10 protein-coding genes are annotated in these 12,810 nt (G+C 32.1%); 4 read left to right on the top strand and 6 right to left on the bottom strand.

The window, feature by feature from the left end; genetic code table 11:
- The first annotated feature begins 76 nt into the window (after nucleotides 1-76).
- Nucleotides 77-2,542: a DUF5686 family protein gene (locus ACKTTR_RS00830; protein ID WP_408026076.1), complete on the top strand. Its 2,466-nt coding sequence runs from the start codon at nucleotides 77-79 to the stop codon at nucleotides 2,540-2,542.
- Nucleotides 2,543-2,551: 9 nt separating this feature from the next.
- Nucleotides 2,552-2,794, top strand: a complete 243-nt coding sequence (moaD, locus tag ACKTTR_RS00825; RefSeq protein WP_408026075.1) for a molybdopterin converting factor subunit 1 — start codon at nucleotides 2,552-2,554, stop codon at nucleotides 2,792-2,794.
- A gap of 29 nt (nucleotides 2,795-2,823) precedes the next feature.
- Here moaD and ACKTTR_RS00820 read toward each other — a convergent pair whose 3' ends face one another.
- The 3 genes from ACKTTR_RS00820 to recO are packed head-to-tail and all read right to left on the bottom strand — an operon-like array spanning nucleotide 2,824 to nucleotide 6,307.
- Complete coding sequence (locus tag ACKTTR_RS00820; protein ID WP_408026074.1) at nucleotides 2,824-3,105, bottom strand: DUF3817 domain-containing protein; 282 nt, start codon at nucleotides 3,103-3,105, stop codon at nucleotides 2,824-2,826.
- A 12-nt stretch (nucleotides 3,106-3,117) separates the two neighbouring features.
- Nucleotides 3,118-5,583: a TonB-dependent receptor gene (locus tag ACKTTR_RS00815; RefSeq protein WP_408026073.1), complete on the bottom strand. Its 2,466-nt coding sequence runs from the start codon at nucleotides 5,581-5,583 to the stop codon at nucleotides 3,118-3,120.
- Nucleotide 5,584: 1 nt separating this feature from the next.
- Entirely contained in the window at nucleotides 5,585-6,307 is a 723-nt protein-coding gene (gene recO / locus ACKTTR_RS00810; RefSeq protein WP_408026072.1) for a DNA repair protein RecO, read from the bottom strand.
- Between the two features lie 92 nt (nucleotides 6,308-6,399).
- Between recO and ACKTTR_RS00805 the strand changes: the two genes are divergently transcribed.
- A complete protein-coding gene (locus ACKTTR_RS00805; RefSeq protein ID WP_408026071.1) occupies nucleotides 6,400-6,870 on the top strand; it encodes a CYTH domain-containing protein in 471 nt (156 codons plus the stop codon).
- 55 nt (nucleotides 6,871-6,925) lie between these two features.
- On the opposite strand, the gene ACKTTR_RS00800 is transcribed toward ACKTTR_RS00805, so the two are convergent.
- The 3 genes from ACKTTR_RS00800 to ACKTTR_RS00790 form a co-directional block, all read right to left on the bottom strand.
- The gene (locus tag ACKTTR_RS00800; RefSeq protein WP_408026070.1) at nucleotides 6,926-10,051 is read right to left on the bottom strand and encodes a M43 family zinc metalloprotease; all 3,126 of its coding nucleotides are present in this window, start codon (nucleotides 10,049-10,051) and stop codon (nucleotides 6,926-6,928) included.
- A 174-nt stretch (nucleotides 10,052-10,225) separates the two neighbouring features.
- Nucleotides 10,226-10,867 carry a PAQR family membrane homeostasis protein TrhA gene (gene trhA / locus ACKTTR_RS00795; RefSeq protein WP_408026069.1) on the bottom strand — a complete coding sequence of 214 codons (642 nt, stop codon included), beginning with the start codon at nucleotides 10,865-10,867 and terminating at the stop codon, nucleotides 10,226-10,228.
- Nucleotides 10,839-11,552 (bottom strand): lysophospholipid acyltransferase family protein, encoded by a 714-nt coding sequence (locus tag ACKTTR_RS00790; protein ID WP_408026138.1) that lies wholly within the window; start codon nucleotides 11,550-11,552, stop codon nucleotides 10,839-10,841. Before ACKTTR_RS00790 ends, trhA begins: the two co-directional genes overlap by 29 nt.
- Nucleotides 11,553-11,801: 249 nt before the next feature.
- On the opposite strand from ACKTTR_RS00790, the gene trpS reads away from it, so the two are divergent.
- Nucleotides 11,802-12,770, top strand: coding sequence for a tryptophan--tRNA ligase (gene trpS / locus ACKTTR_RS00785; protein WP_408026068.1), 969 nt, complete (start codon nucleotides 11,802-11,804; stop codon nucleotides 12,768-12,770).
- Nucleotides 12,771-12,810: the final 40 nt, after the last annotated feature.

The following is a 12,810-nucleotide window of genomic DNA, read 5'->3' as shown; positions in this document are numbered from 1 at the left end:
TGTAAGTTATTTAACACTTCTTAAATACACTTTACAAAGTTCTTCTTTTATGTTTGTTACCAACAACTAACTGACTATGAAAATCATAACTACATTTTTATTTTTAGTATGCTCTTCAATTACTTTTTCTCAAATTACAGGAAAGGTTACCAATACTAAAAACCAACCTATTTCTTTTGTAAGTGTATATTTAGAAAACACTATTACAGGTACCACAACCAATACAAATGGCGACTATGAATTAGCCTTTAACTCAACAGGACAGCACACTGTAATATTTCAAATGTTAGGCTATAAAACCATTAAAAAAATGGTTGAAATCAACTCTTTTCCTTTTATCTTAAATGTTGTTTTAGCTGAAGAAGAAGTTACCTTAGATGAAGTTGTAGTTTCTTCTGAAGAAAACCCTGCTAACAAAATTATTAGGAATGCTATTGCTAATAAAGCTAAAAACACGGATAAGTTTGCTGAGTATACTGCCAATTTTTATTCTCGCGGCTTGTTTAAGGTAAAAGATTTACCTAAGAAATTTTTAGGACAAGATATTGGTGATATGGGTGGTGGATTAGACTCAACTCGAAGTGGTGTGGTATACCTTTCTGAAACTGTATCGAAAATCGCTTTTCAAAAAAGACCTAAAAACTTTAAAGAGCATATTATAGCTTCAAAAGTTAGTGGGCAAGACAACGGGATTAGTTTTAATCAAGCGGAAGAAGTGAATTTTAATTTTTATGAAAATTCTTTTGATTTAGCTGATGTTAAAGTTATTTCACCCATTGCTAATGGTGCATTTGGTTATTACAATTATAAATTAACAGGTGTTTTTTATGATAAAAACGGAAAACTAATTAACAAAATTCAACTTTTACCAAAACGTAAAAACGATCGGGTTTTTAGTGGGTTTATTTATATTGTTGAAGATGATTGGGCTGTTTACGGTGCTGATGTTATTGTTACTGGCGCACAAATAAGCTTGCCTATTGTAGATTCACTACATATTAAACAAAACTATAATTTCTCTACTAAAAACAAAGCTTGGGTACCCGTTACACAAACTATAGATTTTAAAGCTGGTTTGTTTGGTTTTCATTTTAACGGTCGATTTTCTGCTGCTTATTCTAACTATAATTTCAACCCTAACTTTACTGAAGATACTTTTGGTAACGAAGTGCTTTCATTTGCTGAAAACGCTACAGAAAAGGATTCGTTGTACTGGAATAAAATTCGTCCCGTAACTTTAACTTCTGAAGAAATATCGGATTACAAATTAAAGGACAGCATAAAAACCATTCGAAAATCGAAGAAATATTTAGATTCGATTGACACAAAAAACAATAAGTTTAAACCGTTGGATATTCTTTCTGGTTACACTTACCAGGATTCTTACAACAAGTGGTCGTTAAGCACTTCTTCTCCTATTGAAAGCCTTAACTTTAATACGGTGCAAGGGTGGAATTCTTCTTTAGGTGTTAACTATCGAAAATCACTTAACAAAAAAGGAAAACGTTTTAGTATTGGGGCTGATGTTAATTATGGTTTTTCAGAAAAAAAAGTGCGACCTACAGCCAACTTCAACTATCGTTGGAATAATACTACGCGACCTGTTTTAACAATTTCTGGAGGAATTGCTACACCACAGTTCAACCCAAAACAACCTATTTCTAAGTTTTGGAACACGATAAGTTCTGTTGGCTTTGAAAGAAACTATTTAAAAATTTATGAAAAAACATTTGCTAAAACAACCTTTTCACAAGAAGTAATGAACGGAATACGCATGTTTTCTTCTTTAGAGTTTGCAGATAGAAAACCATTATTTAATACAACTAACTATGTAATGTTTCCGCAAGACGATGTAGACTACACTTCTAATAATCCACAAAACCCTACTAATTTTTCAACAGGTTTTACACCTCATCAAATGTGGACTTTTTCTTTAGGAACAAACATTAATTTTGGTCAAAAATACTTATCATATCCTGATGGAAAATATAATATTCCTAGTCGTAAATATCCATCGCTATATATTGGTTATCAAAAAAGCTTCGGGTCTGGAAATTCTGAATGGAATTCTGATGTGATTTTTTCTCAATTATATCAACAAATCAATCTAGGTAATTGGGGTGAATTTGCTTACAAAGCGAAAGGAGGTATGTTCTTAGAGAAAAAAGACATTCCGTTTATAGATTATGCTCACTTTAACGGAAATCGCTTATTAATAGCTCCAAAGGACAACTATTTGAACAACTTTTACATGCTTCCGTATTATCAATTAAGTTCTAATGATAAATACGCTGAACTTCATGGAGAATATAACTTTAAAGGTGCGTTATTAAGCAAGGTTCCTTTGTTAAACAAACTTAACTTTCATTTAGTTACTGGAGCAAAAGGATTATTTACAGCAGGAAACAAACCTTATTCTGAGTTTGCTATTGGTTTAGATAATGTTGGTATTGGAAAATGGCGCTTTTTACGTGTAGATTTTGCTCGCTCTTACTTTAATGGAAAATTTGAAAATAGAGTTGTTTTCGGGATAAAATTGTAGATTTGTTATATGAAAATAAGCATTCTATTTTTTGGTATGGCCACAGACTTGGTTGATAGTTCTTCTTTAGAAATTGAACTACCTAACAAAAGTTCTGTTGCTAGTTTTAAAGAATTTCTTTTAGCAGAATTCCCCGAGTTACAAAAAATGAGCTCGTATGCTGTAGCTATTAACGAAAGTTATGCTACAGACGATATGCTCATACAAGAAAATGATGTAGTGGCAATTATTCCACCGGTAAGCGGAGGATAATTCATCAATTTACTACAAAATAAAAAATATTAAGCTTCTGCCTTTTTTAAGTATCTGCCAACGAAAAATGTTCCGAAAGGTAAGATAGAAAGTAAGCTAACAATTCCGAAAGTTTTACCGTTCCAGTTTAACTCGTACTTTAACATAATAGCTAATACAATATACCCAACAAACAATAATCCGTGGGGCATACCCAGCATTTTAACATACTCTGGATTTCCTTGTAAATATTTAATTGGAACAGCTATAAAAAGTAATAAAATATAAGATATCCCTTCCAATAAACTTACTAATCTGAAAAAATTAATCATTTGATTTTTTACTTAAAAATTGGTTAGCAAAGATACTGAAATATTACGTCCTGCAGCTGAAACTCCTGAAGCAAATTCTTTATAGTGCTCGTCAAATAAGTTAGACAATTGTGCTTGTAAAGCTATGTTTTTTGTGAACTGAAATTTACCATACAATCCGACAGTCATCCAACTAGGGCTTCCGTAGTATTTATCAACATCTTCAGCTGCATTAGCATTAACAACTGGTGTTTGTTCATGGTTATCAATACCTTCAGTTATATTATAGTCTGAAATATCTTTCTTTGCATTAAAAACTAAGTTAGCTCCGCCTTCAAACTTTTTGTTTACATAACTCAAATCAAAACGACCAAACAACGGCGGAATGGATGATAAAGGTTCATTTGTATCATAAGCTTTACCATACGTGTAAGTAATAAACCCAGAAGTATTCCAGTTTTTATGCAGTTTACCTTGATAACTTACCGTAGCTCCCGTAACATAAGCTGTTCCTTTATTTACATTAGCAACAATAGTTCCTTCTTCTCCATCATACTCAATAGTTGAGCTTCCATTCAATTCAAAATTCTCTCTGTAAATGTAGTTATTCAACAAGGTATAATACACATTTGCCCCAACTCTAAACTTTCTATTATTAAAGTATTTTTGAGCTCCAATTTCAGCATTATATGCGTGTTCAGGCTTTAATCTTATGTTTGGTATCGTCACCTTTCCATTTTTCTCTCTTATCTTTCCTACATCATCAATATTTGGTGATCTGAAACCAGAAGATAATACTGTATTTAATTGCCAAGTTTTATTAGGCTTGTATACATAACCTATAGTTGCTGTTAGCGATTGGTTATCTAATTGAATATCATTTTGAGGAATATCAATAAAAGTTTCATCTAACCATTTTGCTTTTAATACTGTATTTGTTCCTCTTATACCTGTATTTAACGTTGATTTACTATTGATATCTTGACGGTAATCTACATAAAAAGCAGAGCTCAAATAACTGCTTCCTCCATCAGGGTAACGAGACTGAACTACAAAATCACCATCAAAACCAACTATGCTATTGCCATTAACGCGTAATGTTTTTCCGTGAGAGTTTGACGCTACATCATTATATGCTATTTCAATTCCGTATCCTAAATTTCTATTTTCTGCTAGCGGAACTGTAAAATCTCCATTCAAACTAAAAACATCAACTTTTTCTTCTCTGTAAGATCTATCTAAACTTCCAAACTTTCGCTGAATGCGACTTTCTTTTATCTTTTGGTACGCTAAAGTAATTGTACCATTATCCATCCATTTTTTCTTTGGATTGATAATTAACTGCGGAGATATTAACAAACGTTCTTGTGGCCCATAATACCATTCTGCAAACTTTAAACTTCCTTTTTTCAATTCCATTAACTTGTCAAAACGAGGTATATTAGAAGATGTTGAGTATTGAATATTTAATTTAAAATCTGTGTTTTTTGAAAAAGGTACATAAAACTTTTGCAATACATCAGTTTGACTGTAACCTGTGTTTCTTTGTAAGTTCTGGTTAGAATTAACTACTGGTGAATCGTTATAAAAAGTATTAGTATTGTTGGAGTAAAAAGGTACTTTTCCCCAATTTTCAAAACCATGTGAACGGTTTTCTCCCATCTTTAAATCTCCGAAATTACTATGAGCTATACTTGTAAAAGATGCCCATTTTTTAAATCTTAATTCAGCAGAAACCACATTAGTTACTTCATTATTTGCTGAGCTGTATCGTAAAAAAGTATTTCCTTTAATTTCGTTTTCTTTTTCCGATAGTTTTGGAGTTTTAGTATAATAATGAATCACTCCCCCTAATGCGTCTGAACCATAAATTACAGATGATGGTCCAAAAACGACTTCTGTTCTATCTAATAAGTTAGGAGCTACTGTTATTGAGTTTTGTAAGTGTCCTTTTCTATAAATAGCATTGTTCATACGAACACCATCAACCACTAAAAGTACTCGATTACTTTCCATTCCACGTAAAACAGGGCTTCCTCCTCCAAACTGTGATTTCTGAACTTTAATTCCAGGAACACTTGCTAATAAATCTGCTGATGTTTGTGGTGATAGTTTTTCTATTTCTTTTGAAGATACTACCGCTATTTGCTCAGCAATGCGGTTGGTTTTTTCTCTATTTTTAAAAACCGAAACAACTACCTCATCTAACTGCTCTGAATTTTTTGATAAATAAACATGATAGTTATTCCTTTTTATTACTGATTTTTTTTCTTGATATTCAGCATAAGATACATGTGTAAACGTAAGTAACTCATTTTCTCTAAAATCAGAAATATCAATTTTCCCTAACTCATCACTTATAGCTGACGTTGTTTTGCTTTTATTAAAAACAGCAACAGCCTCTACAGGCTTACCTGTTTCAGCATCAATAACAGTAATTGTTTGAGAAAAAATTGTGGTAACAAATAGTAAAAAAAATACAGTAATTCTGTGTTTCATATTAATTAAATACAGTTTCTAAAACATCTAATGATTTAGGCTTTCTAAATCCCTCCAAATGTAATTCATAATACTGAACTATAATTCGGAGAATAATTTGTCTTTCTTTTTTTGAATAAGAAATCGAATTAATCTCATCAAAATTTATGCCTAATAGGCTTTTAAATAACATTATTTCTTTTCCTGAAATCGTTAGTTTTTCATATTCAGTGTCTGTAAAACCTCCTTCTAATAAATTAAATGCTGCCTTATCAATATTGGTAGTATCTGGATAGAAACCAAGATATCTAGATAAGTTTAATAAAAACAACAAGTGAAAATTTGCAACCTCATCATGCGTATCTAACCAAATCAAAGATGTTTCAATATAACTGTATAAAGAATTATTTTCTTCCTCTTCTTGTAGAATATACGATAACACTTCAGATAAAAATAACACGATTGTTTGCTTAACTACAGAAGTATAAATAGTTTCAAATGGATGTATAACTTGTACTTCCTTAATAGAATGCAACGAACTTTTGTTGCTGTGGTTTGCTGTAAGGTTTAATTGCGTTAATGGTTGAAAATGTGCAGGCTTTAACTTTCCTTTTTTTGATTTTAATATTCCTTTTACCATATACGATTTTACCCCTTCTTGTAAAGTAAAACATTTTACAACTAAACTAGTATCTCCATATTTAAGAGAGCTCAAAACGATGGCTTTTGTAGTAATTACCGCCATTTAATTAAGTTTATCTATTAAAATCATTAATCAAAGATATACCAATAATATCAACAAAAATAGTACATTCGTGTAAAAATGATTCCTTTAGCATGACAACAGAAATAGAACGAAAATTCTTGGTAAAATCTACTGATTTTAAACAAGAAGCTTTTCAAAAAAACTATATAAAACAAGGATTTCTAAATTCAAATAAAGAAAGAGTTGTACGAGTTCGTTTAAAAGATGATACTGGTTTTTTAACTATTAAAGGAGCATCAAACGCTAATGGAACAACTCGTTTTGAATGGGAAAAAGAGATTGATAAAAATGAAGCCGAAAGTCTTTTTAATTTATGTGAAAAAGGTATTATTGAAAAGTATCGATACTTAGTAAACATTGACAATCACACTTTTGAAGTAGATGAATTTTTAGGAGACAATAACGGTTTACTTATTGCCGAAGTGGAGTTAGAAGATGAAAACGAACATTTTTCAAAACCTGAATGGTTAGGTGAAGAAGTTACTGGAATTGCCAAATACTACAACTCCAACTTAAGTAAACTACCCTATAATAAATGGTAAAAAGCTGTTTGAAAATCTTCCAAACAGCTTTTACTCCCCTAATAAAACTCTCTTCTTATTTTTTTAGAATACTAAGAGTTTTTACTTGTTTTCCTGATTGTATTTTTAATAAGTACATTCCTTGATTCTTTAACACACCATCATCTATTCGTATAAATGTAGAAGGTGATTGAACCTCTTTACTATGTATAAATCTTCCCAATAAATCATACACCTCTAATCGAATAGCTCCATCTTTTAAAATACTAGAAACATCAATTTTTGTTTGTGACACAAATGGATTGGGTATTGCAGAGATAACTCCATTATTATTTGACTTTTCATCGTTAGGCCCTACAACTCCACTTCTTGTCACAGTTGTAATTGGCAAGTTTGCTGTTTTGTTGTAGGCGTAATCTGTTAATGTATAAGATTGTCCATCATTTGCTACCGCAATGTGAAACCATCCATAATGTATATTCCCTTTTATTTTAAAAGTAAATCCAATGAAACCAGTCTTTCCATTCCACGACGTATAATTGGACGAGCTAACCGTATAAGGGCTAGAACTTGTCACAAAATTACTTGATGCTCCAACAGAAACACCTTCCGCTAAATAGGACACATTACTTGTTGTTCCTTCACAAACAATTTCTTTGTTATATGTTTCTAATCGCACAGAATTGCTAGTGTACCATGCTCCATAATCTGCATCGTCTCCTACTTCAATTCTGAAAAACTCCCACGTATTACTATCACTCACGGCTAGGTCTGGAATATCTACATATACTATTTCATCATTCCCATTACATGGTGTACAGCTACCGCCACAATCAACTCCTGTTTCATCTCCATTTTGAATTCCGTCATCACAAGTTGGAAGAAAGTCTCCATTTATCGTTATTTTATAATCTTCAACTTCACCATAATTAAATGATTCACAAGATGTTGGAACACCATTATATTTCATAGACACTCTCATTCTAGTATCTCCTAAAACTGCTGAATTAGGCACAGTAAACTGTCCTGTTACCGAAGTATCTTTTGAAGCTGTTTTAGTCCAAACTTGTTCTCCTGCATCTGTAAAATCACCATCTTGATTGTAATCAATCCAAACACTATATCCTTCAGAATAAACAGTACTAGTCCAGCTCGGTGTTATGGTTATTGAATAATCACCTTCTTTTGATAGTTTAGTTGATATCATGGATGTATAATCTGTATATCCACCACTTGATCCTGATGAACTATTGCTAATGGTATTTAATTCAACTTTACTTATGAATTCATCATTTACACTCTTTCCGTTAGAATCACAATATATTACGGTACAAGGTTCACATGAACCACCACAATCCACACCTGTTTCATCTCCATTTTGGATTCCATCGTTACATGTAGCTCCAGTATTTCCATCCCAAACCTTACTTCCTGCTTTGATGGCTCCAAAAGGCTGAGTGCTATATGCATAATCTAGTAAACTATATGAAGTACCATTGTTATTAACACTAATTCTAAACCAACCGTAATTCGTTTTTCCTGGATATAACTCTAATTGAAACCCTATGTAAGCAGTTTTACCATCCCAAGAAGAGTAATTAGCATTTCTAATTACATGCAAATCGGGATATGCTCCTCCATCAACCCAAGAACTTTGTTGATCAATCACTGTATTCACCTCAATTGGTTTCACATTTCTAGTTCCAGATTGGCACACTAATGCTTTTTTATATGTTTCTAATATCAATGAGTTATTCTCATAAAAAGTTCCAAATCTATTATTACTAGCGCCCTCTATTGTAAAAAACGTCCAGGTATTTCCTGAATCTGCTGTGTAATCTTGATTATCAAAATACACCACTTTGTAAGGATCGTAAAAAGAGAAATTAAACGTTACTTTATTAGAGTTTAGAGAGGACGTTCCTCCTGAAATTACAGCATCTTTAAATATAACAGAACCTGTTGTATTATTTAATTCAGAGTGGTTTGTTGCTTGTCCTGTAAATTTCACACTTAGCGTTTTATTATTAAGTGCTGTTATTTGAACTGACAAACCTTGGGGCAGGTTGGCATCAAAATGAGTTCCAGAAATTAAATTCCCTGAAGAAACTGAGAAAGTTGTTCCTTCTATAGATATGTTTTTAGCCTCATCAACTATTGAACCATCATTTGACAGTGTTTCTTCTACTGTAGTAGAATCTACTATCAGAGATCCACCATTTAAATTTACTCCTGTAGCTGTTAAGTTTTCAGATTGCCACAATGGTTTACGAGCTGGGTGCTGCAATGCAGTTAACATTCTATTTATTTGCCCTTGTGTAAACATTTTTCCACAACCAGCAGCAGCATCATATCCCATGTAATTTTCATAGTTAATTAAATTACCACAATCACTTGCTCCAACCGTACAACCATCATCTCCAGAATTAGAATCTTCTTTTGGAGTATCGTCCACATAATCACCATTTGGATCATTACATCCACCTTCAAACGTGTGTATAAGGTTTAACCAATGACCAAACTCATGCGTTAATACTGAAGCAAATTCTTTATTCGTATTTCCGTGAATGTAACGCCCGTTATAGACCACTCTAGCAGTGTTATTATTAGACATTGAAGTATTTGGATACCAAGCAACACCTGAGTTTGTTGCACTCCCATCTGCATACAAATCTCCCATAATGTACACGTTCATATACTTATAGTTATCCCAAGCATCTACTGCTATTTGTGCATCATGACCTGAGCCGTTTCCATACCCTGCTTTTTCTGGATGAAATACTACACCATTGGTACTTCCTCCATTAGGATCTATTTTTGCCAAAGCAAATCGAATACTTAGAGTACCTCGTCTTCCTGAAAAAACAGGATCAACAGTATTGAAGTCATCATTAAGTCCGTTGAAATCCTCATTCAGTTTATCTAATGCAACTTTTATTTTATCATACGTTACAGTTAGTCCATGTTGAACTGAGCCATAAACATGTACAACCACCGGAATGGTATAGGTCTCTCCAGCTTTATTAAAAAGCGAAGTCTGTTTTTTTCTAACTACATTTTTTGTGTAGTTATTAAACTTGTCAAATTCTTTTTTTGATTCTGGGTATTTTAAAAATACCTTTTGATTTTCACTTGTAACTTTACAGTCTTGAGCCAGCACAGCTTCAACACAGAAAAACAACAAAAAGAAGAAGGGTAACAAAATAGTTTTTTTGTTTCATAATTGTTTGATTTTAAATTACTTAAAAACAAACCTACAGTTATAAAACAAATCAAATCAATACAATACTAACCAATGCAGGTAAAAAATTATCTATTGACATTATTTTAACCTTAATTTTATAGTTATTCCATTTTTTTTAATAATAAAACACAATTAAACCACGTAAAAAACAGCTAAAAAATGACTCAAACTTCCTAGCAGCACAAAAACATGAAAGGTTGCGTGGCTATATTTCATTTTTTTTAAGGAATAGAAAATAGCTCCAACGGTATAAAAAACTCCACCAAGAAAAAGATATAACAGGCCTTTATCTGATAAATTTTCCATTAAAGGTTTAATTACAAAAACAACTTGCCATCCCATTAATAAATACAACGCTGTTGATAGTTTGTCAAACCGTCCTGTAAAAAAAAGCTTTAGTATAACCCCTGTAATAGCAAATAGCCAAACAAAAATAAACATATACCAACCTAGTTTTGGTGGTAATACAACTAAACAAAATGGGGTATATGTTCCGGCAATTAATACATAAATAGCTGCATGGTCTAAAATGTTAAGTCTTCGCCTAAGTTTAGGTTCTTTAGCTGCATGATAAAAAGTAGATGCTGCATAAAGAATTATCATACTTAATCCGTAAATACAAAAACTAGCTATTTTCCAAAAAGCATGATAGTCAAGGGATTTTTTCACTAAAAAAGGAAAGGCTATAACACTTAACAACAATCCAAATCCGTGAGTAAGTATATTTAACTTTTCTTCTTTTTCGCTATAAAAGTGATTTAAATTCTCGCTCATTGTTAGGTCGGTTAGTATCTTTCATATACAACTCATCATTTATCAATTCATTGTATATTACATTATATGTTTGCTCTTTAAGTTTTTTCTTGTCTCCAATAACTAGATTCTCTGTTTCAATAAACTCACATTGTTTTACTCTAAGTGTTCCAGGGGCTCCTTTAAAAAAATCCCAAGAAAACAAACGTTTTCCATCATAATACACTTGAGGAACAATAGGTATTTGATGTTCTATTGCTAAACTAAATGCTCCATTTTTAAAAGGCGCCAAAACAACATTTTCAGCAGGCACTAATCCTTCTGGAAAAATTGCAACACTAGTTCCATTTTTTAATCTTTTGTGAGCTTCTTCATATACTTTTTTTCTACTTTCTAAATCGCTTCTATCAACTACAATAACCACTTTTTTGTAAAAAAAACCAAAAATTGGAAATTTTGCCAATTCTTTCTTCCCTACAAAAACTATTGGATTTTTACTCATAGCTATTAGAATCCATGGATCTATAAACGACGCATGGTTAGCACAAAACATATAACTTTTGTTCCGATCTATTTCTTGCTCTTTTTCAACTTTTAATCGAAAACCCATTCCATAAATTAAAAAATAAGCCCATGCTCTTACTACCTTCCAAAAAACTGGGTAATATTTTTCATCTGAAGTTAAAATCAGCATAAAAGGCGCCATTATTAATATTGATACTACGATTAGTGTGTAGAACCAAACACGCCAAATAAAACGAATAGGAAAAAATATATACTTCAATTCTTCTAAATTATAATCAACTAACTAACCTTGTACTTCTTTTATCAAAAAAGTTTAGCATCAAGGTTCCCCTAATATGCGAATGTAGTAATTTCTTTTGTTTGATAAATTTTAAGCTTATTTTTGCTCACTTAAGCAAGCACTTATTTAAAAACATTTCAAAACAGACTTATGTCAAGAATTTTAACAGGAGTACAAAGTACAGGAACCCCACATTTAGGGAATTTATTAGGAGCAATTTTACCTGCAATTGAAATGGCGAATGATTCTAAAAACGAATCGTTTATTTTTATTGCCGACATGCACTCTTTAACACAGATTAAAGACGGAAACGAATTGCGAGAAAACACCTATAGTGTTGCGGCTACTTGGCTTGCCTGTGGTATTGACATTAATAAAACAGTATTTTATCGCCAAAGTGATATTCCTGAAGTTACTGAGTTAACTTGGTATTTAAGCTGCTTTTTTCCATACCAACGTTTAACCTTAGCTCATGGTTTTAAAGATAAAGCTGATCGTTTGGCTGATGTAAACGCTGGGTTATTTACGTATCCAATGTTAATGGCTGCGGATATTTTATTGTATGATGCTGAAATTGTTCCGGTAGGAAAAGATCAGTTACAACATTTAGAAATGACGCGTGATGTTGCTAACAGATTTAACAACATAGTTGGTGAAACCTTAGTTCCGCCTCAAGCAAAAATAAACGAAGACACCAAATTAGTTCCAGGTATTGATGGTGAAAAAATGAGTAAATCAAGGAATAATTTCATCAATATTTTCCTTCCAGACAAGAAGTTACGTAAACAAATTATGGGAATTCAAACTGATAGTAAAGCTTTAGAAGACTCAAAAGATCCAGATACCGATAATGTTTTTGCTCTATATAAGTTATTAGCTTCGGAAAAACAAATTGCTGAAATGCGTGCTAATTATGAAAATGGAGGTTATGGATACGGACACGCAAAACAAGCTCTTTATGAATTAATTGTAGATAAATTTGCTGATGTACGCGCAAAGTACAGCCACTATATGGAAAACCGTCATGAAATTGATGAAGCTTTGGCTGTAGGGGCAGAAAAAGCTCGTATAATAGCTAAAGATGTGCTACAAAGAGTTCGAGGTAAAATAGGATATTAAATTATATTCTTTTTGATAAACAAGTTGTTTCATCCTTAAA

Source organism: Tenacibaculum litoreum, assembly GCF_964513915.1.
Lineage (GTDB): Bacteria > Bacteroidota > Bacteroidia > Flavobacteriales > Flavobacteriaceae > Polaribacter > Polaribacter litoreum.
This window is presented reverse-complemented; position numbering and strand designations above follow the sequence as displayed.